The sequence below is a fragment of the Pantoea sp. USHLN256 genome (genome assembly GCF_037149875.1).
Taxonomy (GTDB): Bacteria; Pseudomonadota; Gammaproteobacteria; order Enterobacterales; family Enterobacteriaceae; genus Pantoea; species Pantoea nemavictus.
Map to the genome: position 1 here is coordinate 155,831 of NZ_JBBCQO010000001.1, position 23,873 is coordinate 179,703.

Sequence of the window (23,873 nt, forward strand, 5' to 3'; positions counted from 1 at the left end):
CAACATGTTGTCGTCTAAAGCATTTATGCCTTACCTTGCCGTGCTCAGTATGCTCGGCTTTCTTGCCACGGATATGTATTTACCTGCTTTTGGCGATATGCAGCGTGATTTTGCTACCGCACCGGGCACCATCAGCGCCAGCCTGAGCCTGTTTCTCGGCGGCTTTGCTTGCGCGCAGGTTTTTTGGGGTCCGTTGTCGGATCGTTACGGCCGCAAGCCCATTCTTCTTGCCGGCCTGGCCATTTTCGCGCTCGGTTGTTTGGGGATGCTGTGGGTTACTGACGTGCGCCTGATGCTGGCGCTGCGCTTTGTACAGGCGATTGGCGTTTGCGCCGCAGCCGTGAGCTGGCAAGCGCTGGTGGTGGACCACTATCCTAAAGCTAAAGCGAACAAAGTCTTTGCCACCATTATGCCGCTGGTTGCGCTCTCCCCAGCGCTGGCACCGCTGTTAGGTGCGTGGCTAATCAGCCACTTCCACTGGCGCAGTATTTTCATCGCGCTTACGCTGATCGCGCTGCTATTACTGGTTGGTACGCTGCAGTTAACGACAGTGAAACGCGAAAAAGTCACCAGTGGCCAACAACCTGGCTGGTTAACCTTGCTGGGCACCCGCGTTTACAGCGGCAATGTATTAATTTATTCCGCTTGTTCAGCGAGTTTCTTTGCCTGGTTGACAGGTTCGCCCTTTATTCTCGCCGCTGCGGGTTTAACGCCGGGCGATATTGGCCTGAGTTACATCCCTCAAACCATTGCTTTCCTTATCGGTGGCTTTGGCTGCCGGGCGATGTTAAATCGTTATCAGGGGGCACAACTACTGCCGTGGTTGCTGGTGGTGTATAGCCTGAGCATCCTGAGCCTATTTGTGATTGCCCTGATGCCATCAGCCCCGCTGTTTGTGTTGTTAATGCCCTTCTGCGGTATGGCATTGGCCAATGGCGCCATCTACCCGATTGTTGTCGCCAGCGCATTAGCGCCCTTCCCGCACGCCACCGGCAAAGCCGCGGGTTTGCAGAATCTTTTCCAGTTAGGTTTATGCTTCGCCGCCAGCCTGTTGGTATCAGCCGGGCTGGAGAAGGCGCTGTTCAACACCACGTTAGTAATGGTGGCAACGGTCGTTTTGGCATGGGTCGGCTTCATCTGCCAACGCGCAATAAGCGCACAAAGTGATATTGCCCACACTTCCCGTCCCTGCGAAGATAATCAGTAAGGCAACGATTATCGTTAGCAAACTAACGATAACCCGTTGAATATTGACCCACGTGAGCATATACTCTGTGGGTCCGTATTTCTGCTATAAATCAATAATATAAATGTAATACCTTTAGCGACTCTGTCGCGGGATGGCGTCTGCACGATACTCCAGTGTTGCGTCAACGTTTTCTCATCAAATTCATACCTCTGTAAAACGTCGGATTTCTGGCGCACGGATTTTCCGTGAGTTCTCTCACAGGTCTTGGGAAATTGGCTATTCTTTTTCTCAGGTTCAGATCGGAAGGTGATGGAGAAGCTATGAGTTCATCTGTTATAGAAGAAGTGAGCCTTGAAGAAAACCACTGGTTTCGGATCGTCAATGAACTGCTAGAGCGCGCTGATATTGCAGTTAATGGCACTCGTCCCTGGGATATTCAGGTAAAGCATCCAGATTTTTTTAAACGCGTACTTGAGGAAGGATCGCTCGGTTTAGGTGAAAGTTACATGGATGGTTGGTGGGAGTGCGAACAACTCGATATGTTCTTCCACCGCGTATTAAAACACCATCTGGATAAACAATTACCACGGCATTTTAAAGATACGTTGCGTATTGCAGCAGCGCGTCTCACTAATTTGCAGTCAAAGAAACGAGCCTGGATTGTCGGTAAAGAACATTACGATCTCGGTAATGATCTCTTCACATTGATGCTTGATCCCTACATGCAATATTCATGTGGCTACTGGAAAGAGGCTGACACCCTGGAAAACGCGCAGCAGGCAAAACTGGATATGATTTGTCGCAAGTTGCAACTTGAACCAGGCATGACGTTGTTGGATATCGGCTGTGGTTGGGGTGGTCTGGCAGAATATGCGGCACGCCATTACGGCGTAACCGTGCAGGGTGTCACTATATCCGCCGAGCAGCAAAAACTGGCACAACAACGCTGCGAAGGGTTAGATGTCACTATCTTGTTGCAGGATTATCGCGACCTCAATAATCAATATGATCGTATTGTTTCCGTCGGGATGTTTGAACACGTCGGGCCGAAAAACTATGCCACTTATTTTGATGTTGCCGATCGCAATCTCAAGCCAGACGGCATATTTTTACTGCACACCATTGGTGCCCTCACCACGGATATGAACGTCGATCCATGGATTGATAAATATATATTCCCGAATGGTTGCCTGCCGTCGGTGCGGCAAATTGCCGATGCCAGTGAGCCACATTTTGTTATGGAAGATTGGCATAATTTTGGCGCGGATTACGATACAACGTTAATGGCCTGGTATGAACGTTTTCAGACAGCATGGCCGCAGTTAGCCGAGAACTATGGCGAACGTTTCAAACGGATGTTCGACTATTATCTCAATGCCTGCGCGGGTGCGTTTCGCGCGCGGGATATACAGCTGTGGCAGGTAGTCTTTAGTCGTGGCAAGGATGGCGGATTACGCGTTGCGCGTTAATAAAGATTATTAAGTCAATCAAGGCGCCGCTCGGCGCCTTTTTTATCACCGCTATTCTGCGTTATCAGCCTGCGCCAGAGCCGCCACTTCACGCTGTGCCAGCACACGCTCAACCGTTTCCACAATTGCCTGAGTATGAGGATCAATTTCAATATTGACCTTCTGACCGAACTTCTTCGCACCCAGAGTGGTACGCTCCAGCGTTTCCGGAATCAGATGGACACAGAATTTGCTTTTAGTGACGTCGCCCACCGTCAGACTTATTCCATCGATGCCGACAAAGCCTTTATGCAGAATATATTTGATCTGCGTGGCGTCCTGTAATTTAAACCAAATTTCGCGATTATTTTCTGACTGAATAATTTTGCAGATTTCCGCCGTGGTCATAATATGACCAGACATTAAATGACCGCCAATTTCATCACTAAACTTTGCCGCACGTTCAATATTGACTACGTCACCAACCTTTAATTCGCCCAGGTTGGTAATGCGCAACGTTTCTTTGATCAGATCGAAACTCACACGATCGCCATCAATCGCTGTCACCGTCAGGCAGCAGCCGTTGTGCGCCACCGATGCGCCCAACGCCAGGCCGGGTAACAGTTCTTCCGGCAAACGTACAATATGCGTACGAAACAGATCTTTTTCTTCAATGCCGACAATTTCAGCCGTGCCTTGCACAATTCCAGTAAACATAATCTCAGCCTCTGCAAAGTTTGCGTCAGTTTATCACAGCTTACCGGCCACAGCTTAATTTGGCGGAGTTCAAACTTTACACAAATTGCTAAACAAAATGCGATCAACGTTTGGCGGATGCCAACGCTGCCGCTACACTATGCCGCGCATTCTATGGGGATTTCTCCCACTCTCTTCTTTAATTAAGCAGGTGTTACGTGCAGAAGTATTTTACAGAAGCGCGTCAATTGCTGGCCCTCGCGATCCCGGTCATCCTTGCTCAGGTGGCACAGACCGCGATGGGTTTCGTAGATACTGTTATGGCCGGTGCGGTAAGCGCCACGGATATGGCCGCCGTTGCTGTCGGCACCTCTATCTGGCTTCCCGCCATTCTGTTTGGTCATGGTCTTCTACTGGCTTTGACGCCTACCGTTGCGCAACTCAACGGATCGGGACGACGCGAGCGTATCGCGGAACAAGTGCGCCAGGGATACTGGATGGCAATGGGTGTCGCGCTATTAATCATGGTGGTGCTGTGGAACGCCGGTTATCTGATTAACACCATGCATGATATCGATCCTGAATTGGCCGCCAAAGCTGAAGGATATCTGCATGCGTTGCTGTGGGGCGCGCCGGGTTACCTGCTGTTCCAGGTGATGCGCAACCAGTGTGAAGGGCTATCGAAAACTAAACCGGCGATGCTGTTGGGTTTCCTCGGCCTGATGGTGAACATTCCGCTCAACTATGTGTTCATTTACGGCCATTTTGGTATGCCGGCTTTAGGCGGCGTGGGCTGCGGTGTGGCAACGGCTTCAGTCTATTGGGTGATGTTCCTTGTGATGCGCTTCTGGGTGAAACGCATGGCAAGCATGCGCGATATTCGCATGAAAACTCGCTGGTCCCCACCCTCTCGCGCCATTTTATCCCGGCTGTTCACGCTGGGATTGCCGGTGGCTTTAGCGCTGTTCTTCGAGGTTACGCTGTTTGCTGTGGTAGCACTGCTGGTATCACCGCTCGGCATTGTGAAGGTGGCTGGACACCAGATTGCGCTCAACTTTAGCTCTCTGATGTTTGTGTTGCCGCTGTCGCTTGGTGTGGCGACCACCATTCGCGTTGGCTATCGACTCGGCCAGGGTTCGGCCGAACAGGCGCGCGTCGCCGCGTGGACTGGACAAGGGGTTGGCATCAGTATGGCGGCGATCACCGCGCTGTTTACCGTGATTTTCCGTCATGATATCGCCGGACTCTATACCGCTAATCCGGAAGTGATAACTCTGGCTGCGCAACTGATGCTGCTGGCCGCGATCTATCAGTTCTCGGATTCGATTCAGGTGATTGGCAGCGGTATTTTACGTGGCTATAAAGATACGCGATCGATCTTCTTTATTACCTTTATTGCCTACTGGGTATTGGGTTTGCCGGTGGGCTATGTGCTGGCGATGACCGATTGGGTGCTGCCAAAGCTCGGTCCCGCTGGTTTCTGGTGCGGCTTTATTATCGGCCTGACCTCGGCGGCCGTAATGATGATTTGGCGTATCCGACGCTTGCAGCGCTTACCCGCTCAGGTGATCCTGGCGCGCGCCGCGCGCTAAGTGACTGAACGCACATTAATTGGCAGGCAACGGCTAAAAAAACGACGCATAGCACAGTTGCTGGTCAGTCGTAGGGGAAAAACACTTTTTCCCCTTGCCAGCTTCACGGCCTGCCGTTAATATTCGTCCCCGCTGTCGCCCTGACAGCATGTTGCGCTCTTAGCTCAGTTGGTTAGAGCACCACCTTGACATGGTGGGGGTCGATGGTTCGAGTCCATTAGAGCGCACCAAGTGCGTCCGTAGCTCAGTTGGTTAGAGCACCACCTTGACATGGTGGGGGTCGGTGGTTCGAGTCCACTCGGACGCACCAATTATTGAATTTCCTGAATGCGCTCTTAGCTCAGTTGGTTAGAGCACCACCTTGACATGGTGGGGGTCGATGGTTCGAGTCCATTAGAGCGCACCACTCTGTTTTATCTCCTTGCGCAACATCCTTTTCTTGATCTGCATCGTCTTTCTTACGCCGCTTTTATATTGGTTTTCGCATACTTAGCGACTATACTATGCCGCGTTGTTCCACCTGAAAGGTTTCAGCGCTAACGTGCCTATGCAAACAACTCCAATGATTTGCGCAACACTGCTCGGTCAGTTCCCTCGCGTACTGCATAACTTCTCTGCACGCTTTGCTTTCGTCTCCTATTCTTATTTCTGTGAAATCCGTTCCAACACCATAAATATTCTCACTTCGGTGCCCTGTGCATCGAATCCCGACCTTTATCATCCATCACAACTTATAGAAAACCTGACATGAAAAAGACCAAAATCGTTTGTACTATCGGTCCAAAAACCGAATCTGAAGAGATGCTGACCCAACTGTTGGAAGCAGGCATGAACGTAATGCGCCTGAACTTCTCGCACGGGGATTATGCTGAACATGGTCAACGCATCACGAATATGCGTGCCGTTATGGAAAAAACCGGTCGTCAGGCCGCTATTCTGCTGGACACTAAAGGTCCGGAAATTCGCACCATGAAACTGGAAGGCGGCAACGATGTTTCGTTGAAAGCCGGACAAACCTTCACGTTCACCACCGACCAATCCGTGATTGGTAACAGCGAACGCGTTGCCGTGACCTACGCCGGTTTTACTGAAGATTTGAAAATTGGTAATACCGTACTGGTCGACGATGGTTTGATTGGTATGCAGGTCACTGAAGTGACTGAAAACACCGTAGTATGTAACGTGCTGAACAACGGCGACCTGGGCGAGAACAAAGGCGTCAACCTGCCAGGCGTCTCCATTCAGCTGCCTGCTCTGGCAGAAAAAGACAAGCGTGACCTGATCTTTGGTTGCGAGCAAAATGTTGATTTCGTCGCGGCCTCCTTTATCCGTAAGCGTTCTGACGTGCTGGAAATTCGTGAGCATTTGAAGGCAAACGGCGGCGAGCACATCCAGATCATCTCAAAAATCGAGAATCAGGAAGGCCTGAACAACTTCGACGAAATTCTCGAAGCATCTGACGGCATCATGGTTGCTCGTGGTGACCTCGGCGTTGAGATCCCGGTAGAAGAAGTGATCTTCGCGCAGAAGATGATGATTAAGAAGTGTAATAAAGCACGCAAAGTAGTTATCACCGCTACGCAGATGCTGGATTCCATGATCAAGAACCCACGCCCTACCCGCGCAGAAGCCGGCGACGTAGCCAACGCCATCCTTGATGGCACCGATGCGGTGATGTTGTCTGGTGAGAGTGCAAAAGGCCGTTATCCACTGGAGTCGGTCACCATCATGGCGACCATCTGTGAGCGTACCGATCGCGTGATGAAATCTCGCATCGATTCACTGCAGGATTCCCGTAAACTGCGCATCACTGAAGCTGTGTGCCGCGGTGCGGTAGAGACTGCAGAAAAACTGGAAGCACCACTGATTGTTGTAGCTACCGAAGGCGGTAAATCAGCTAAAGCCATCCGTAAATATTTCCCGGATGCCACCATTTTGGCACTGACTACCAACGAAACCACTGCACGCCAGCTGATTCTGAGCAAAGGTATCGAAACCCATCTGGTGAAAGAAATTGCTTCAACTGATGATTTCTACCGCATTGGTAAAGAAATGGCGCTGGAAAGCGGATATGCGCAGAAAGGCGATGTTGTGGTAATGGTTTCAGGTGCATTAGTACCAAGCGGAACGACAAATACCGCATCCGTACATGTCATCTGATTAGCAACTGAATTTTTATTTAAAAAGCGCCTTTTCCTGGCGCTTTTTTTATTGATCGGGTAATACAAATATCGGAAATTTCCAATCGAAATTAACTATTCAAAATCTCGTATGATTAAGGTTAGTCCGATTAAATCTCTCTGTTTTAGCTAATTATTTTCATCATCTTCTGCGAAATGCTGTTTCTTTGAGCGAACGATCAAATTTAAGCATGTTCTCATCAAAAATTTATTCTCAACTCAAAAAGCTTTGTGTAATACTTGTAACGCTACATGGAGATTAACTCAATCTAGAGGGTATAAAGAATGAATCGTACTAAACTGGTACTGGGCGCGGTAATCCTGGCTTCAACTATGCTGGCTGGTTGCTCAAGCAACGCTAAAATTGACCAACTGTCTTCAGACGTTCAGACTCTGAACGCTAAAGTTGATCAGCTGAGCAACGACGTGAACGCAATCCGTTCTGACGTTCAGGCTGCTAAAGATGACGCAGCTCGTGCTAACCAGCGTCTGGACAACCAGGCTCACTCTTACCGTAAGTAAGAGTTCTGGTTTGAAAAATGGTGCCTTTGTGGCACCATTTTTTTTGTCCTGATTCTGCGTTGCACTGGTCCGAATTCAGGGTTGAGCTTCCGCACCTTTCACTTCATCAATGCTGGCTTGCTCAGCACGCTTCCCCTGCTCCGCTGGCAATGTACTCTCATCCGTTACCGGTTCTCCGCTGCTCACTAACACCGGCATGCCTGAACGTCGTACTATCGCCTCCTTAATCAACGCCGTATCGCTCTTAGCGCTGTGAGTGAAAGCTTTAAGCTGCGCAGACTGCGCTATGGGCATGGTTTGCGGATCGTCTTTGTCATTACGTGACAATGGCTGATGCACTTCAACGTAACGCTTTCCGTCCGGCTCAATCGCGTATTTGACTGGCTGATTGATCACCTGCACGCGAGTACCTTTCGGCACGCTGTTGAACAGGGCTTCAATGTCATCAGGACGCAGGCGAATGCAGCCGGAGCTCACGCGCATGCCGATACCAAAATCGGCGTTGGTGCCATGAATCAAATACTGGCCCGTTCCGCGTGCCAGACGCATGGCGAACAGCCCCATTGGGTTATCTGGCCCTGCCGGTACTACGCCCGGCAACGTAATGCCCTCTTTGGCATAACGCTTGCGGATATTGGTGGTTGGCGTCCAGGTGGGATTAGGGATTTTCTGGCTGATGCTGGTCACCATGGTGGGTGTCATTGCACCTAACTGGCCAATTCCTATCGGATAGACAACGACACGATCTTCATCTTTGGGATAGTAGTAGAGACGCAGTTCAGCAAGGTTAATCACGATGCCTTCACGCGGCGCATCGGGTAGCAGCATCTGCAGCGGTACGGTTAATTGCGTACCTGCTTTCGGTAGCCACGGGTCAACACCGGGATTCGCTTCCAGCATGCCAAGCATGCCTATCTTATAACGCGCTGCAATGCTTTCTAGCGGCCGTTTGTCATCCGGCACAAGGGTCAGGGTATTTTCACCAATTAAACGGCTGTTATCGGCTGGCAGGGGATATTCTGTGGCAAATGCAGGTGCAGACAGTCCGCAACAGGACAACAGCAATGCACCGGCTAAACGTAAGGCAGGTTTCATGCAATTTTCTCTTTGTCGGATAGAACAGACCCCGGTCAAGCCGGGGTCTGCAGAGTGTAACTTAGCTGAGGGTCTGAGCGTTATGCCGGATCGCGCGGATCATTGCTTCAAGCCCCTGCGAACGCGAGGGAGTGAGGTGTGAGGTCAGCGCTAATTCGCCGAACCAGTGACGCACATCGAGATCGAGAATCTCTGGCGCCTTAAGCCCTTGATACAGGCTAAATACCACTGCAATCAACCCCTTAACGATGGCGGCATCGCTGTCACCTTCTAAGGCGATGGTGCCATCAGCCTGCGGGGTCATGCGTATCCACACCTGGCTTTGACAACCTGAAATCACGTGTTCGGGCTGCTGTAAGCTTTCGGAGGATTCTGGTAATTTCCCACCGAGCTCAATGATGTAGAGGTACTTCTCTTCCCAGTTAGCGCAACGGTTAAAGTTACGTACCAGTCTCTCTTTATCTGGCAAATTCGCCATGGATCACTCCTGAAATCTGCTCAACCGCCCAGCAGACGATGAATACGGGTCAAACCTGCGGCCAGGCGATCGGCTTCTTCTTCGGTGTTGTAGAGCGCGAAGGAGGCACGACACATGGCTGGCACCGCGTAATGACGCATCAGCGGCATCGCGCAATGATGGCCGGTGCGGATCGCAATACCGTATTGATCAAGGAAACTGCCGACATCAAACGCATGATGCTTGCCGAGATTAAAGGCCACCACACCACTGCGACTTTCCGGACCATAAATCACCAGATCCGGGACTGACGCCAGTTTATCCAGCGCATAACGCATCAGCATTGACTCGCGCTGATGAATCGCATCCAAACCTAACTCAGTAATCCACGTCAGCGCCGCGCCGAGACCAATAATGCCGCCAGTGTTTGGCGTACCCGCTTCAAAGCGCCACGGCGTGGTGTTCCAGGTTGTGCCGGTTGGCAACACAACTTCAGAAATCATCGAACCGCCGCCTTCCCACGGTGGCATGATCTCCTGCAGCGCTTTACGCGCGTACAGCACACCAATACCGGTCGGACCGTAGATTTTATGGCCGGAGAACGCGTAGAAGTCGCAGTCGATATCCTGCACATCCACCGCGTGATGCATCACCGCCTGCGCGCCGTCCACCAGCGTAACCACGCCGGCCGCTTTGGCCTGCGCAACGATCGCTTTCACCGGGTTGACCGTGCCGAGCACGTTAGAAACGTGGGTCACCGCCAGCAAACGGGTACGACTGTCGATTAAGCCGCTGAGCTGCTCCAGCGCCAGTTCACCCTGCGCGTTAAGCGGCAGTACGCGAATCTCTGCGCCGGTACGCTGTGCCACCATCTGCCACGGCACGATGTTAGCGTGATGCTCCATCTCGGTGACGATGATGTTATCGCCCGGCTGCAGCTGACTGCCACCCCAGCTGTTCGCCACCAGATTGATGGCTTCAGTGGTGCCTTTGACGAAGATGATCTCTTCAGGCGTTGCCGCATTAAGAAAACGCGCCGCTTGATGACGCACGTTCTCCATGTCGGTGGTCGCCTGGGCGCTCAACGAATGGATACCGCGGTGCACGGCTGCATAGCCGTGCTGATAGAAATAACTTTCCGCATTGATGACCGCGAGCGGGCGCTGTGCGCTGGCCGCGCTATCAAGGTAGGCCAGCGGATGTCCGTTGACCTCACGTTTCAGAATCGGAAATTCCGCTCTGATGCGTTCGAGATCGAAACTCATGACTCAACTCCCGGGATACGCGCGGCAATGCGCTGCAGCACCACCTGACGCAGTACCGGATTCTCCAGCGTTTCGGTGAGTTCAGCGGCAAATGCATGGATGATCATACGCTGTGCGGCGGTCTCATCGATGCCGCGCGAGCGCAGATAGAACATCTGCTCTTCATCAATACGACCAATGGTCGCACCGTGGCTGCACTTAACGTCATCAGCATAGATTTCCAGCTGCGGCTTGGTGTCCACTTCCGCCAAACGGCCCAGCAACAGGTTGTTGTTGGTCATTTGGCCGTCGGTTTTCAGCGCGTGAGGTGCCACTTTGATCATACCGTTAAACACCGCACGGCCTTTGTCGCGCGCGATGACTTTGTGCATCTGACGGCTAATGCAGTGGCCTTTATTGTGCTCAAGATAGCTGCGGGTATCGCACACTTCCTGATTCACCGGTAAAGACAGGCTGTTGATCGCCAGATTGGTATTTTCGCCATTCAGCTGTGCACTGGTATTGTGACGCGATAAGCCAGCACCCAACAGGAAGCTGGTGGTGCTCACATTTGCGTCACGGCCCATCACCACATCATTGTGCGCAAAGTGATATGACTTTTCGCTCTCAAATGACAGTTTGATGTGCTGCAGTTTGGCATTATCCGCGACGTCGAACGTGAAGCGTGCGCCAGTAAAGTGCGCCACATCATTCAACGTCACGTAGTGCTCAATCACTTCCGCTTCTGCGCTGGCTTCCAGCTGCAGATGGTGACGATGATGCACGGTATTGGTGCCTGCATCCTGCCCGCTGGTAATGTGCAGCAGGTAAAGTGGCTTAGCGGCTGATTTACCACGCGCCAGACGAATGGTTGTGGCTTCTTCCGCCAAACTTTCGGTCAGATGCAGGAACACTTCCGGCTGAATCGGTGCCGGCAGCGGACGACGCTCAGAAGCTTGCGCATGTTGAATGTCAAACAGGCCAGTATCGCGGCTGCTTAACTCGGCCTGGAAGCGACCATCAACGAACACCAAGCGCACTGCATCAATCGGCAATGCCAGCGCATCAACCTGCTCAGCGCTCACTTCCTGCGGCTGCGGCAGAACAAACTGCTGCGCCAGCAGACCATCAAGCGGCGTGTATTTCCAGTTCTCGTGCTTACGCGTCGGCAAGCCGACACGCATCAGTTGCTGCCAGTGCTGCTGCGCCTGTAACGAACGCACGTCACCACGCGATTCAAACAGGTGGTGCCACTGCTGCAGGGCGTTATCACTCTTGGTCGGTAAGCCAGCCATAGCCTTGCTCCTCCAACTGTTTCACCAGTGAGAAATCGCCAGACTTAACGATCTTGCCCTGATACAGCACGTGCACGTGGTCTGGCTTGATGTAATCCAGAATGCGCTGGTAATGCGTAACAATAATGAATGAACGCTTACCGTCGCGCAGGCTGTTAACGCCTTCTGCCACGATTTTCAGCGCATCGATATCCAGACCGGAGTCAGTTTCGTCGAGGATACACAGCTCAGGTTCCAGCGCCGCCATCTGCAGGATGTCATTACGCTTCTTCTCACCGCCAGAGAAACCGACGTTGACTGAACGGGTCAGCAGATCTTCCGGCATCTTCAGCAGCTGGATTTTATCTTCGATAAAGTCCTGGAAGTCGAAACGATCCAGAGGATCCTGCTCACGGTATTTACGTACTGCGTTGACTGAAGTCTGCAGGAAGAACTGGTTGCTGACGCCCGGGATCTCTACCGGATACTGGAACGCCATGAAGATGCCTTCACCGGCACGCTCTTCAGGCTCAAGTTCCAGCAGGTCTTTACCTTTAAACGTGACCGAACCGCCAGTGACTTCGTAATCTTCACGACCCGCCAGCGTTGCAGACAGGGTACTTTTACCTGAACCGTTCGGTCCCATGATGGCGTGGACTTCGCCCGGCTTCACTTCAAGGTTCAGACCGCGCAAAATCTCTTTGTCTTCAACGCTAACCTGCAAATCTTTAATGCTTAACATACTCTTTCCTTCACATTGCTTCCGGCAACGGGCATCAGCCCACACTGTGCTCAAGGCTGATAGCTAACAATTTTTGCGCTTCTACAGCGAATTCCAGTGGCAGCTCGGAGAAAACGTCTTTGCAGAAGCCGTTAACGATCATTGAAATCGCATCTTCTTCGCTGATGCCACGCTGCAGGCAGTAGAACATCTGATCTTCACCGATGCGCGAAGTGGTAGCTTCGTGCTCCAGATGCGCCGTGTTGTTACGCGTTTCCACATACGGGAAGGTGTGCGCACCGCACTCGGCACCAATCAGCATCGAATCACACTGGGTGAAGTTACGCGCGTTGGTGGCGGTTGGCATGATTTTCACCAGACCGCGATAGGTGTTCTGGCTCTTACCCGCAGAGATACCTTTCGAGATGATGGTCGACTTGGTGTTTTTACCAATGTGAATCATCTTGGTGCCGGTATCGGCCTGCTGACGGCCTGCGGTCAACGCCACAGAGTAGAACTCACCAATCGAGTAATCGCCACGCAGAATGCAGCTTGGGTATTTCCAGGTGATCGCAGAGCCGGTCTCGGACTGCGTCCAGGACATCTTGCTGTGATCGCCTTCGCACAGCGCACGCTTGGTGACGAAGTTGAGGATACCGCCCTCGCCTTCACCGCCCGGGAACCAGTTCTGCACGGTGGAATATTTTACTTCCGCGTTTTTGTGGATGATCACTTCTACCACGGCTGCGTGCAGCTGATAGGTGTCACGCACGGGCGCGGAGCACCCTTCGATATAGCTAACGTAACTGTCTTCGTCGGCGATCAAAATGGTGCGCTCGAACTGACCGGTTTTAGCCGCATTGATACGGAAATAGGTCGACAGCTCCATCGGGCAACGTACGCCTTTCGGGATGTAAACGAAGGTACCGTCGGAAGCCACTGCCGAGTTCAGCGCGGCAAAGAAGTTATCGTTTGGCGGCACCACAGTGCCGAGATACTTCTGCACCAGCTCGGGATGATCGTGAATCGCTTCGCCGAAGGAGCAGAAAATGATGCCCTGCTTGGCCAGCTTGTCGCGATAGGTGGTCGAAACGGAGACGGAGTCGAAAATCGCATCCACCGCAACTTCACGACCTTCACGCACCGGAACACCTAACTGATTAAACGCCTCTTCCACTTCCTGCGTCAGGTAATCGCTTGACGCGACGCTGCCTGAGGTTTGGGTAGCGCCGGGTTCAGAAGCACAGCTGTCATCGCAGTTGCCGCAGGACGGCGCGGAGTAGTAGCTGTAATCCTGATAATCCAGTTTTTCGTAGTGCGCTTTCAGCCAGTGCGGCTCTTCCATCTGTTCCCAGGCGCGGAACGCCTTCAGACGGAATTCAAGCATCCATTCAGGTTCGTTACGCTTAGCCGAAATCGCGCGCACCACATCTTCATTGATGCCGTGGGCAAATTCGTCGGTTTGTAACTGGGTAAAGAAGCCCTCTTTATAATTGAGCTTACCTTCCCACATTTGTACATCGTCAGATGCTTCGCTGTGTCGTGACATATTTCACTTACTCGACGCCAAAGCTTTCACCACACCCACAGGCGTGTTGAGCTTTAGGGTTGTTGAATTTAAAAATCTGGTTCAGACCTTCGCGGACGTAATCCAGCTCGGTACCGTCAACAAACGGCATCGCCTGAAGTGGCACAAACAGTTTTGCGCCGAATTGCTCAAACTGCAGGTCGTCATCGGCAGGATCTTTCACCAGGTCCATAACGTACCCAAAACCGGCACAGCCGGACGTTTTCACACCCAGTTTCAATCCCTTGACTTCAGGGTCTTGTTCTACCAGGTTAAGAATCTGTTTTGCTGCCGATTCGGTCAGCGTGAGCCCTTTCCAGACGAAATCTTCGGGTGAAAAAGAGTCGGCATTTACTGATGACATTGTGCTACCTCGTATGTCTGGGCCTTTTCAGGCTATCCCCCTATGGTAGTGATATCAGATATCACTTCAACCTCTTGTTTTGCAGGGATAATCATCTCGTGCTATTTTTTACTGCTGCTTTATTAAGCATAGTCGCTTCCGGGCAGATTGACGGCGGCCTTCCCGTGCGCACCCTGTCTACGTAACCCGTTAAATTGGCGTAAAATTTCCAAAATCAATTTTACGTTTCATTCCTGATTGATAGGTTACGCCTTTCTACTATGTAAATAAATTGTTATTGCCGATTTTACTAACAGGCAGAAGGAATCAATAAAATTTCACAGCGGGAATTGCATTCCTGACGCGGTTGAATATGATAATGATTATCATTAACCAATTAAGGTGGCGATATGACGCTTACCGTCTCAGCCTGGTTACAACATAAAATCGACGAATATAAGTTCTCGGTACGCGATATCACCGTTGACTTCTACATGGCTCAGGCAAAGCTCAACCGCACCGATTGCACCCTCGAACAACTGCGTCGCTTTAACGACACCTGTCTCGATATGGCAGAAATCTGCGAACTGAATGGCGACGATCACAGTTTTCTGCATGCCATGGGCAAGCTGCATCACCGCTTAGTGCAGGAGATGGGCAACGCCGATCGTGACCGTTTGTTTCGCATCCAGGCTTATCAACTGGCGCGCCTATCGTTGACACGTCTGTGTCATCAACTGGCGCTCAGCGGCGAGTGGGATCAAGCCACCCGCCTGCAGAGTGATTTCGTCCGCCACGCAGGCTGGATATTCTAATCCAGCTTTGTGACGTCTCCTACAATTTGTTTACATCATTTCCAATAGTGCTTGCAGCGGATGGCGCATGCCATTGCCTTCGGCGCGTTTAACCTGGCTGCGACAGGAAAAACCGGTTGCCAGGCAGCGCTGACGCGGCAGCTTTTGCAGCTGCGGATGCCATGACAGCTCGTAAATCCCCAGCGAATTCTCCAGATTTTTACTTTCATGTCCGTAAGTGCCCGCCATGCCGCAACAGCCCACGTTGACATTCTCCAGCTTCGCGCCAAAGCGCGCAAAGATACCCTGCCACTGATTTGGCGTGGACGGCAGTGCCGTCACTTCGGTGCAGTGCGCAAACAGATACCAGGCTTCACCGCTGGCGGTTTGTACCGCGCGCTCCGCCAGCGCACTGTGCAGCCACTCGTGCACCAGCTGAACGTTAAACTCTCCGCGCTGCTCACCAAGCACCTGCTGGTACTCATCGCGATAACAGAGCACGGTTGCCGGATCAACGCCGACCATCGGCATGCCGAGCTTCGCCACACGATTCAGGAAGTCTGCGGTTTTGCTGGCAGTGCGCGCAAAGCGTTGCAGGAAACCTTTCACATGCTGCGCTTTGCCATTCGGCGAAAACGGCAGCAGCACCGGGCGATATCCGAGCTTCTCAATCAGTTTGACGAAATCAGTAACCAGTTGCGCTTCGTAATAGCTGGTGAAGGGATCCTGCACCACCAGCACGCAGTTTTCACGTTGCGTACTGTCGAGCGCCTCCAGCTGTTCTAACGTCAGGTTCATCGCCGGATGACCGCTCAGCTGCTGCTTCAGGCTCGGTGACGACAATAGCGGCAGATCGACCATGCCGATGTGAGTTTGACTGAGTTCACGCATCCACGGCTGCTTCAGGAAGAAGTTAAACACGTTGGGCGCCTTGGCCATTAACGGTGCATAACTCTCAACGCTGGCCACCAGATGATCGCTCATCGGGCGTAGATAACGGGTGTGATACAGCTGCAGGAAGCGCGAACGGAAATTCGGCACATCAATCTTAATCGGGCATTGTGTCGAACAGGCTTTACACGCCAGACAGCCCGACATGGCCTCTTTCACTTCGTGCGAAAAATCATATTCGCCCTGCTTCGCGTGCCAGGTGTTACGCGTGCGCTGAATTAAGCTGCGCAGGCTAGCGCCCTGATGAGGAAGCGCCTTTTCCAGCTGGTTGGGATCCACACCCTGTTCGGAGAGCAAGCGCAGCCATTCACGCGTTAAGGTAGCGCGCCCTTTCGGCGAGTGAATGCGACTACGGGTGATTTTCATCGATGGGCACATCAGGCTGCGCGCGTCGAAATTAAAGCATAAACCGTTACCGTTACACTCCATCGCACCGCGCCACTCATTACGCACCGTGACGGGAATCTGTCGATCGTAAGTGCCGCGCTTCACGGCATCGACCTGCATCATCGCTTCGTTACTGCCTAATGGTGTACAGATCTTGCCTGGATTCAGGCGATTATCGGGATCGAAGGCGGCTTTGATACGCCGCAGTTCATTGAACAGCGTTTCGCCAAAGAATTCAGGACTGTACTGCGCGCGGAAGCCTTTACCGTGTTCACCCCACAGCAGACCGCCATAACGCGCAGTCAGCGCCACTACTTCATCAGAGATCTGCTTCATCAGCAGCTCCTGCTGCGGATCGCACATATCCAGCGCGGGACGTACGTGCAGCACGCCAGCATCGACGTGGCCAAACATGCCATAGCTCAGGCCGTGGCTGTCCAGCAGTGCGCGAAACTCGACGATGTAATCGGCGAGATGTTCAGGTGGCACCGCGGTATCCTCGACAAACGGAATCGGTTTGGCACGTCCTTTGGCGTTCCCCAACAGGCCCACCGCTTTTTTGCGCATATTATAGATGCGCTCAATGCCGCTCAAATCGTCACACAGCTGGTAGCCGATGACGCCGCCGGATTGCTGCCGCATCAGCTCATCCAGCCGCTGACACAACATAGCGATCTGCTGTTCAATCAGCTCGCCATCGTCTCCGGCAAATTCGACGATATTCAGGCCCAGCATCTCTTTATCGGGTACATCGGTAATCAATTCGTTAACCGAGTGCCAGACAATATCTTCACGTGCCAGGTTGAGTACTTTGGAATCGACGGTTTCTACCGACAGCGCTTTTGCTTCCACCATAAAAGGCGCATTACGCAGCGCTGAGTCGAACGAATCGTACTTGATGTTTACCAGACGACGCACTTTAGGAATGGGCGTGATATCAAGGCGCGCCTCGGTGATAAACGCCAACGTGCCCTCCGCACCGCACAGCAGACGCGTTAGATCGAAGGTTTGCAAATCGTCGCTGAACACGTGGCGCAGGTCGTAACCGGTCAGGAAACGATTGAGCTTGGGGAATTTTTCCAGAATCAGATCGCGCTGTTCGCGGCAGCGGGTTAACACCTGCTGATAGATGCGGCCTTCAGCGGTAGGCGTGCTCGCCAGCTGTTCCGCCAGTTCGGTAGGCATGGCGCGCGTATCAAGGATATCGCCGCCCAGCAGCACCGCGCGCAGACCTTCGACGTGATCGGAGGTTTTGCCATACACCAACGATCCCTGTCCGGAAGCATCGGTATTGATCATGCCGCCTAAGGTGGCGCGATTACTGGTAGAGAGTTCCGGTGAGAAGAAAAAGCCATACGGCTTCAGCCACGCATTGAGTTGATCCTTCACCACGCCCGCTTCAACACGCACCCAACCTTGTTCGGTATTGATCTCCAGGATGCGGTTCATGTAGCGCGACATGTCCACCACGATGCCCTGATTCAGCGACTGCCCGTTGGTGCCGGTACCGCCGCCGCGGGGAGTAAACACCAGGCTAGTGAAGCGGTCTTCACCGGCCAGACGCGCAATCAGCGCCACATCGGCCGTGGAGCGTGGAAACAGCGCCGCATCAGGCAGCAGTTGATAAATGCTGTTATCGGTGGAGAGCGAGAGGCGATCGGCATAGCTGGTGGCGGTATCGCCGGTAAAACCTTGCTCTTTTAGGGACTGCAGGAATGTCAGCACCAGTTGAACGAGGCCCGGTGCCTGAGAAATCTGTGGGATCATTATTGAGTGACCGAGATGTTGTAAACGTTTGCGTCGTCATTTTTTTCAGCCCTTGGTTTTATCATATTTTTTTGCTGGCTGCTGTTTTTTCAGGAATGCGTGCCGCTTCCGCTGCTTTTCCTGTTTAATTTTCGGGAAATAGATCATCATTAATCAGGGCTGTTCAGCCCCACTCTGAAGGATTCAATCGAGGTTAACCGTTGTGATGAAAAGCCTGCAACGCGGTATGGACTTACCGCAAATGCTGTTTTCGCTGATGTTCATTCTGATCATGATCATCGCCTGTCTGTGGGTGGTGCAGCCGTTTATTCTGGGCTTCGCCTGGGCCAGCATGGTGGTGATTGCTACCTGGCCTTTAATGATTCATCTGCAACATCTGCTGTGGGGACGACGCTCGCTGGCGGTGATCGCCATGACTATTTTGCTATTACTGCTGTTTATTATTCCTATTGCTCTGCTGGTCAGCAGCCTGATTGATAACAGTGCGCCGGTAATTACCTGGGCGACGCAGCGCCATCTGGTGATGCCTGATTTCGCCTGGCTACGCGAGATTCCTTATGCGGGCAGAAAACTCTACTCCAGCTATCACAAGTTAGTCGATGGCGGTGGCTCGGCGATACTGAGCCAGGTGCAGCCTTATATTGGTCGGACGACAGGCTTCTTCGTCGCGCAGGCCGGGCACTTTGGTCGTTTTATGATGCATCTCATCGTGATGCTGCTGTTCAGCGTGCTGCTCTACTGGCGCGGCGAACAGGTTGGGCACGGCATTCGTCATTTTGCTTATCGCATGAGCGGACGCCGCGGCGATGCCGCAGTGCTGTTAGCGGGTCAAGCCATTCGGGCCGTGGCGCTGGGTGTGGTGGTCACCGCGCTAGTGCAAGGCGTGCTAGGCGGCATTGGGCTGGCGATTTCCGGCATTCCTTATGCCACATTGCTGACCGTGCTGATGATTCTGACCTGCCTGGTGCAGCTCGGTCCGCTGGTGGTGCTGGTTCCGGCCATTATCTGGCTTTACTGGAGCGGCGATACCACCTGGGGCACGGTGCTGCTGGTGTGGAGTTGTGTGGTAGGTACGCTGGATAGCGTGTTGCGCCCGGTACTGATTCGCATGGGTGCAGATTTGCCGATGATCCTGATTCTCTCCGGCGTCATTGGCGGTTTAATTGCCTTTGGTATGATCGGTCTGTTTATCGGTCCGGTGGTACTGGCCGTCTCTTATCGACTGGTTTCGGTGTGGATGCATGAAGCGCCCGAACCGGATGATGATATGCAAACCGCCATTGAAGCCCTCGCCGAGCACGAAGACGAGCATCCTTAAGGTGACAGAGTTGCTGAGATGAATTTTGTCAGGTGCGCCCCCGTGCGCACCAAACTTTCCGCTGCCAATACTCCGTTTTACACTGGCCTTACTTTAACCCGCCTAATGCCCCCGTTCATTTCAGTGAAACAATAATTTTTTTCCATAAGCGATTTTTAAGATAAAACGCAGTTTTCGCTGCTTTAGGCGGGATTCGTTAATCGAATGATTATTTTTCAAACTGAATCAGGCGCGAAAACCTCAGAAAATCTCCATGAAAGGTTATCAGCTTTAAACTAATAAGAGGATTCTTAAAGACGCCAGCGAGCCTGATCAATAACATGTTTCCTATGTTTGGAATCAAGCTACTGATTTTTAAACAACCTTATTCCCCTGAGTAAAGTGAAGAATTGCTGTGTGTAGTCTTTGCCCATCCCCTGTGATGGGCTTTTTTTTGTCTGTTATTAATGCAAAAAATAAGGCCAGCAGTGCTGACCTTAATGATTTTAACCTCAACGCATCAGATTCATGCCCGATACGTCAAAATTACCGTTTGGTTAATGTTTCGCGGCGTTCAGCTCAGCTAAACCTAACCAGGTTTCCACTACGGTATCCGGATTGAGCGACAGGCTATCAATGCCCTGCTCCATCAGCCATGCGGCAAAGTCCTGATGATCGGACGGTCCTTGCCCACAAATACCAACGTATTTACCCTGTTTTTTCGCTGCCTTGATGGCCATCGACAGTAGCGCTTTCACCGCATCATTGCGCTCATCAAACAGAGCCGACACCACGCCGGAATCGCGATCGAGCCCCAGCGCCAGCTGCGTCATATCGTTAGAACCGATAGAGAAGCCATCAAAGTGCTCAAGGAACTGTTCCGCCAGCAAGGCATTTGACGGAATCTCACACATCATGATCACCTTGAGACCGTTCTCGCCGCGCTTCAGGCCATTTTTTGCTAATTCCGCCACCACCGCTTCGGCTTGATCGACGGTGCGCACAAACGGGATCATGATCTCGACGTTGGTCAGGCCCATCTCGTTACGTACGCGTTTCACTGCTTCACACTCCAGCTTGAAGCAGTCGCGGAAATTGTCGGCCACGTAACGACCGGCACCGCGGAAGCCGAGCATCGGGTTCTCTTCCTCCGGCTCATAACGCTCGCCGCCTACCAGGTTGGCGTATTCGTTAGTTTTGAAATCAGAGAGGCGGACGATCACGCGCTTCGGTGCAAACGCCGCGCCCAGCGTAGCAATCCCTTCGGTCAGACGGCCGATGTAGAACTCAATGGGGTCGTCAAAACCTTTCATCATCTGACGAATCTGCTGTTGCAGCTCCGGCGTTTGCTGATCAAACTCCAGCAGCGCTTTCGGATGCACGCCAATCATACGGTTAATGATGAATTCGAGACGCGCCAGGCCCACCCCTTCGTTTGGCAAGCAGGCGAAGTCAAAGGCCCGATCCGGGTTACCGATGTTCATCATAATTTTCAGCGGCAGATCCGGCATGGTATCGACCTGCGAGCTGGTCACTTCAAAATCCAGTAGCTCGCCATACACATAACCGGTATCGCCTTCGGCGCAGGAAACCGTGACTTTATGACCATCTTTGAGGTGATCGGTAGCATCACCACAGCCCACCACCGCGGGAATACCCAGTTCACGCGCGATGATCGCCGCGTGGCAGGTACGACCGCCGCGATTGGTGACAATGGCCGACGCTTTCTTCATGATCGGTTCCCAATCGGGATCGGTCATATCGGTTACCAGCACATCGCCTTTTTCAATGCGGTGCATCTCGCTAATATCGTGAATGACCTTCACTTCGCCAGCGCCAATGCGATGACCAATGGCGCGGCCTTCAACCACCACCTTGCCTTTACCCTGCAGCGTATAGCGCTCCATGACCTGGCCATTAGAGCGTACCGTTTCCGGACGTGCCTGCACGATAAACAGTTTGCCGGTGTGGCCATCTTTCGCCCACTCAATGTCCATCGGACGCTTATAGTGCTGCTCAATCAGCACCGCCTGACGCGCCAGCGCCTGCACTTCGTCATCGGTTAAACTGAAGCGATCGCGCTGCTCCTGCTCAACATCTTCAATGCGCACCTGCTCGCCATGCTCCTGCGAATCGGCATACACCATGCGCAGCTTTTTCGAGCCCATGGTGCGGCGCACAATCGCCGGGCGATTGGCTGCCAGCGTCGGTTTGTGCACGTAGAACTCATCGGGGTTAACCGCGCCCTGCACCACCATTTCACCCAAACCGTACGCCGAGGTGATAAACACCACCTGATCAAAGCCCGATTCGGTATCAATGGTGAACATTACGCCAGACGAAGCGAGGTCCGATCGCACCATGCGCTGAATACCGGCTGACAGCGCGACGCCACGATGATCGTAGCCCTGGTGCACACGATAAGAGATGGCACGATCGTTAAATAAGGAAGCGTAAACGTGTTTGACTGCGATAATCACCGCGTCATAGCCCTGCACGTTTAGGAACGTTTCTTGCTGGCCAGCAAACGAGGCGTCGGGCATATCCTCGGCGGTGGCTGATGAGCGCACCGCGAAGGAGGCCTCAGCATCATCCGCAGAGAGTTGTTCGTAGGCGCTGCGAATCGCCGCCTCCAGCTCAGGTTGGAATGGCGTATCGACCACCCATTGACGAATTTGTTTACCCGCTTGCGCGAGTTCAGCAACATCATCAACATCCGTTTTATCCAGCAAATCATAAATACGCTGGTTCAGTCCGCTTTGATCGAGAAACAGATTAAACGCGTAAGATGTGGTCGCGTAGCCATTTGGCACGGAAACGCCCAGCGACGACAAATTAGTAATCATTTCTCCGAGGGAGGCATTTTTACCTCCCACCCGATCAACATCATGCATGCCAAGCTGGTTGTACCAGAGCACTAGCGACTGTTGGTCTTGATTGGACATTGAGATTATCCTTTTAAATGATGTGAATACACATGGAACATTTTGCTGTTCGCCAAAACAGCCTGGCACAACCGATTAATAAAGACTAAGTGTTGAATCGTTAAAGCAGGAAAAGAGCGGTAAAATAGGATTAGTACTTAGAATTAACAGAGTTGCGCAACCGGGCTATTTCAGGTTAATTGATTGCTGTGGCGATATTTTTCCCCTTTTCAGAGGGTTAGCGATTGATTTTTGTTGCGCAACGCCTGCACACTTTATTTCATGCGCGAAAAGGAAAATGCGCGAAAATAGCGCTTTTCAAAACAGCATTTCATCTAAAATTGATTATTCGCTTATTCATCTTTGTGAGCGCATTAGCGGACAATATGGATATTTCATTTTACTATTATTTAAAATGAAATATTGTCATTGTTAATTTGGTCATGGGTACGCAAGAGGATTATTCGCACTATGAATACTGAACGCAGCGTCTTTTACATTTCTGATGGTACCGCCATTACCGCCGAAGTGCTCGGGCATGCGGTGCTGTCACAGTTCCCGGTGATGACCCATAGCGTGACGCTGCCGTTTGTGGAGAATGTGCAGCGCGCGCAGGCGGTTAAAGCACAGATCAACGCGTTGTATCAGCAGAGCGGCCTACGTCCAGTGGTGTTTTTTTCCATTGTCACCCCCGACGTGCGCGAAATTATTCTGGAGAGCGAAGGCTTTTGTCAGGACATCGTGCAGGCGCTGGTGGCACCGTTGCAGAGCGAACTGGGCGTCGCATCGATGCCGGTAGCGCACCGAACGCACGGATTAACCGCCAGCAATCTGGGTAAATACGACGCGCGTATTGCGGCGATCGATTACACCCTCGCACATGATGACGGTATTTCGTTACGTGGCCTGGAGGATGCGCAGGTGATTTTGCTCGGCGTATCGCGCTGCGGTAAAACCCCCACCAGCCTCTACCTGGCAATGCAATTTGGCGTGCGTGCCGCCAACTATCCCTTCATCGCGGATGACATGGATAACCTGAAGCTGCCGCCGGCGCTGCGTGCGCATCAGCATAAGCTGTTCGGCCTGACCATCGATCCGGAGCGTCTGGCGGCGATTCGACAGGAGCGCGCGGAAAATACCCGCTATGCGTCGCTGCGCCAATGCCGCCTGGAAGTGGGCGAAGTGGAAGCGCTGTTCCGCACTAACCAGATTCGTTACCTCAACAGTACCAACTATTCGGTGGAAGAGATCGCCACCAAAATCCTCGATATCATGGGCCTGAGCCGCAGCATGTATTAACAGCCTTCTGTTGTGTCGCCAACTTTGGCGACCTCATGGGCTGAGAATCCACCTGTATTTAGGGCGTAAAGCCTGGCTTCCGTCTTGTTTTATGCCCTTTGTTTTTAGCAGGTTGAATTCGCAGAC

Annotated in this window: 18 protein-coding genes, 3 tRNA genes and 1 other RNA gene; 12 read left to right on the top strand and 10 right to left on the bottom strand. The window is 52.4% G+C overall.

Going from position 1 to position 23,873, the window contains the following annotated elements; genetic code table 11:
• The first annotated feature begins 4 nt into the window (after positions 1–4).
• Both punC and cfa read left to right on the top strand, forming a co-directional pair.
• Entirely contained in the window at positions 5–1,207 is a 1,203-nt protein-coding gene (gene punC / locus WFL93_RS00735) for a purine nucleoside transporter PunC (RefSeq protein ID WP_336777071.1), read from the top strand.
• A 302-nt stretch (positions 1,208–1,509) separates the two neighbouring features.
• On the top strand, positions 1,510–2,658 hold the full coding sequence (gene cfa / locus WFL93_RS00740) for a cyclopropane fatty acyl phospholipid synthase (RefSeq protein ID WP_049851818.1): 1,149 nt from the start codon (positions 1,510–1,512) through the stop codon (positions 2,656–2,658).
• Between the two features lie 51 nt (positions 2,659–2,709).
• Here the strand turns inward: cfa and WFL93_RS00745 are convergent, their stop codons facing one another.
• On the bottom strand, positions 2,710–3,354 hold the full coding sequence (locus WFL93_RS00745) for a riboflavin synthase (protein WP_007892747.1): 645 nt from the start codon (positions 3,352–3,354) through the stop codon (positions 2,710–2,712).
• Between the two features lie 197 nt (positions 3,355–3,551).
• Here WFL93_RS00745 and WFL93_RS00750 point away from each other — a divergent pair, with 197 nt between their 5' ends.
• The 6 genes from WFL93_RS00750 to WFL93_RS00775 all read left to right on the top strand — a co-directional run bounded on the left by WFL93_RS00750 (position 3,552) and on the right by WFL93_RS00775 (position 7,627).
• The gene (locus WFL93_RS00750) at positions 3,552–4,925 is read left to right on the top strand and encodes an MATE family efflux transporter (RefSeq protein WP_007892739.1); all 1,374 of its coding nucleotides are present in this window, start codon (positions 3,552–3,554) and stop codon (positions 4,923–4,925) included.
• 153 nt (positions 4,926–5,078) lie between these two features.
• Positions 5,079–5,155: transfer RNA gene (locus WFL93_RS00755), tRNA-Val, on the top strand.
• A 3-nt stretch (positions 5,156–5,158) separates the two neighbouring features.
• Positions 5,159–5,235: transfer RNA gene (locus tag WFL93_RS00760), tRNA-Val, on the top strand.
• 19 nt (positions 5,236–5,254) lie between these two features.
• A tRNA-Val gene (locus WFL93_RS00765) sits at positions 5,255–5,331 on the top strand.
• Between the two features lie 341 nt (positions 5,332–5,672).
• Positions 5,673–7,085 (top strand): pyruvate kinase PykF, encoded by a 1,413-nt coding sequence (gene pykF / locus WFL93_RS00770; RefSeq protein WP_007892737.1) that lies wholly within the window; start codon positions 5,673–5,675, stop codon positions 7,083–7,085.
• A gap of 305 nt (positions 7,086–7,390) precedes the next feature.
• Positions 7,391–7,627 (top strand): major outer membrane lipoprotein, encoded by a 237-nt coding sequence (locus WFL93_RS00775; protein WP_007892735.1) that lies wholly within the window; start codon positions 7,391–7,393, stop codon positions 7,625–7,627.
• Between the two features lie 75 nt (positions 7,628–7,702).
• Here the strand turns inward: WFL93_RS00775 and WFL93_RS00780 are convergent, their stop codons facing one another.
• The 7 genes from WFL93_RS00780 to sufA form a co-directional block, all read right to left on the bottom strand.
• Complete coding sequence (locus WFL93_RS00780; protein ID WP_180823498.1) at positions 7,703–8,722, bottom strand: L,D-transpeptidase family protein; 1,020 nt, start codon at positions 8,720–8,722, stop codon at positions 7,703–7,705.
• 61 nt (positions 8,723–8,783) lie between these two features.
• Positions 8,784–9,200, bottom strand: coding sequence for a cysteine desulfuration protein SufE (gene sufE / locus WFL93_RS00785; RefSeq protein WP_007892732.1), 417 nt, complete (start codon positions 9,198–9,200; stop codon positions 8,784–8,786).
• Positions 9,201–9,220: 20 nt separating this feature from the next.
• Positions 9,221–10,444 (bottom strand): cysteine desulfurase SufS, encoded by a 1,224-nt coding sequence (gene sufS / locus WFL93_RS00790; RefSeq protein WP_049851822.1) that lies wholly within the window; start codon positions 10,442–10,444, stop codon positions 9,221–9,223.
• Positions 10,441–11,718, bottom strand: a complete 1,278-nt coding sequence (gene sufD, locus WFL93_RS00795) for a Fe-S cluster assembly protein SufD (RefSeq protein WP_180823497.1) — start codon at positions 11,716–11,718, stop codon at positions 10,441–10,443. Before sufD ends, sufS begins: the two co-directional genes overlap by 4 nt.
• Positions 11,693–12,439, bottom strand: a complete 747-nt coding sequence (gene sufC, locus WFL93_RS00800; protein ID WP_049851824.1) for a Fe-S cluster assembly ATPase SufC — start codon at positions 12,437–12,439, stop codon at positions 11,693–11,695. The genes sufD and sufC overlap by 26 nt, the downstream gene beginning before the upstream one ends.
• 34 nt (positions 12,440–12,473) lie before the next feature.
• Positions 12,474–13,967, bottom strand: a complete 1,494-nt coding sequence (gene sufB, locus WFL93_RS00805; protein ID WP_007892719.1) for a Fe-S cluster assembly protein SufB — start codon at positions 13,965–13,967, stop codon at positions 12,474–12,476.
• A 7-nt stretch (positions 13,968–13,974) separates the two neighbouring features.
• Positions 13,975–14,349 carry a Fe-S cluster assembly scaffold SufA gene (sufA, locus tag WFL93_RS00810; RefSeq protein ID WP_007892717.1) on the bottom strand — a complete coding sequence of 125 codons (375 nt, stop codon included), beginning with the start codon at positions 14,347–14,349 and terminating at the stop codon, positions 13,975–13,977.
• A 389-nt stretch (positions 14,350–14,738) separates the two neighbouring features.
• Between sufA and WFL93_RS00815 the strand changes: the two genes are divergently transcribed.
• Positions 14,739–15,143: a hypothetical protein gene (locus tag WFL93_RS00815; protein ID WP_007892715.1), complete on the top strand. Its 405-nt coding sequence runs from the start codon at positions 14,739–14,741 to the stop codon at positions 15,141–15,143.
• Between the two features lie 30 nt (positions 15,144–15,173).
• Here the strand turns inward: WFL93_RS00815 and ydiJ are convergent, their stop codons facing one another.
• Entirely contained in the window at positions 15,174–18,227 is a 3,054-nt protein-coding gene (gene ydiJ, locus WFL93_RS00820; protein WP_336777072.1) for a D-2-hydroxyglutarate dehydrogenase YdiJ, read from the bottom strand.
• A 205-nt stretch (positions 18,228–18,432) separates the two neighbouring features.
• On the opposite strand from ydiJ, the gene ydiK reads away from it, so the two are divergent.
• Together ydiK and rprA are read left to right on the top strand one after the other, a co-directional pair.
• Complete coding sequence (gene ydiK / locus WFL93_RS00825; protein ID WP_336777391.1) at positions 18,433–19,545, top strand: AI-2E family transporter YdiK; 1,113 nt, start codon at positions 18,433–18,435, stop codon at positions 19,543–19,545.
• Positions 19,546–19,874: 329 nt separating this feature from the next.
• An RNA gene (rprA, locus tag WFL93_RS00830) (antisense sRNA RprA) lies at positions 19,875–19,982 on the top strand.
• 99 nt (positions 19,983–20,081) lie between these two features.
• Here rprA and ppsA read toward each other — a convergent pair.
• Positions 20,082–22,469 carry a phosphoenolpyruvate synthase gene (gene ppsA, locus WFL93_RS00835; protein ID WP_049851827.1) on the bottom strand — a complete coding sequence of 796 codons (2,388 nt, stop codon included), beginning with the start codon at positions 22,467–22,469 and terminating at the stop codon, positions 20,082–20,084.
• Positions 22,470–22,919: 450 nt separating this feature from the next.
• On the opposite strand from ppsA, the gene ppsR reads away from it, so the two are divergent.
• Positions 22,920–23,747 carry a posphoenolpyruvate synthetase regulatory kinase/phosphorylase PpsR gene (gene ppsR / locus WFL93_RS00840; protein WP_007892708.1) on the top strand — a complete coding sequence of 276 codons (828 nt, stop codon included), beginning with the start codon at positions 22,920–22,922 and terminating at the stop codon, positions 23,745–23,747.
• The last annotated feature ends 126 nt before the right edge of the window (positions 23,748–23,873 follow it).

Bases quoted from the DNA above. Each gene is read 5' to 3' on its own strand.
- punC (WP_336777071.1), top strand. From the start codon at position 5: ATGTTGTCGTCTAAAGCATTTATGCCTTACCTTGCCGTGCTCAGTATG.
- cfa (WP_049851818.1), top strand. From the start codon at position 1,510: ATGAGTTCATCTGTTATAGAAGAAGTGAGCCTTGAAGAAAACCACTGG.
- WFL93_RS00745 (WP_007892747.1), bottom strand. From the start codon at position 3,354: ATGTTTACTGGAATTGTGCAAGGCACGGCTGAAATTGTCGGCATTGAA.
- pykF (WP_007892737.1), top strand. From the start codon at position 5,673: ATGAAAAAGACCAAAATCGTTTGTACTATCGGTCCAAAAACCGAATCT.
- WFL93_RS00775 (WP_007892735.1), top strand. From the start codon at position 7,391: ATGAATCGTACTAAACTGGTACTGGGCGCGGTAATCCTGGCTTCAACT.
- WFL93_RS00780 (WP_180823498.1), bottom strand. From the start codon at position 8,722: ATGAAACCTGCCTTACGTTTAGCCGGTGCATTGCTGTTGTCCTGTTGC.
- sufE (WP_007892732.1), bottom strand. From the start codon at position 9,200: ATGGCGAATTTGCCAGATAAAGAGAGACTGGTACGTAACTTTAACCGT.
- sufS (WP_049851822.1), bottom strand. From the start codon at position 10,444: ATGAGTTTCGATCTCGAACGCATCAGAGCGGAATTTCCGATTCTGAAA.
- sufD (WP_180823497.1), bottom strand. From the start codon at position 11,718: ATGGCTGGCTTACCGACCAAGAGTGATAACGCCCTGCAGCAGTGGCAC.
- sufC (WP_049851824.1), bottom strand. From the start codon at position 12,439: ATGTTAAGCATTAAAGATTTGCAGGTTAGCGTTGAAGACAAAGAGATT.
- sufB (WP_007892719.1), bottom strand. From the start codon at position 13,967: ATGTCACGACACAGCGAAGCATCTGACGATGTACAAATGTGGGAAGGT.
- sufA (WP_007892717.1), bottom strand. From the start codon at position 14,349: ATGTCATCAGTAAATGCCGACTCTTTTTCACCCGAAGATTTCGTCTGG.
- WFL93_RS00815 (WP_007892715.1), top strand. From the start codon at position 14,739: ATGACGCTTACCGTCTCAGCCTGGTTACAACATAAAATCGACGAATAT.
- ydiJ (WP_336777072.1), bottom strand. From the start codon at position 18,227: ATGATCCCACAGATTTCTCAGGCACCGGGCCTCGTTCAACTGGTGCTG.
- ydiK (WP_336777391.1), top strand. From the start codon at position 18,433: ATGAAAAGCCTGCAACGCGGTATGGACTTACCGCAAATGCTGTTTTCG.
- ppsA (WP_049851827.1), bottom strand. From the start codon at position 22,469: ATGTCCAATCAAGACCAACAGTCGCTAGTGCTCTGGTACAACCAGCTT.
- ppsR (WP_007892708.1), top strand. From the start codon at position 22,920: ATGAATACTGAACGCAGCGTCTTTTACATTTCTGATGGTACCGCCATT.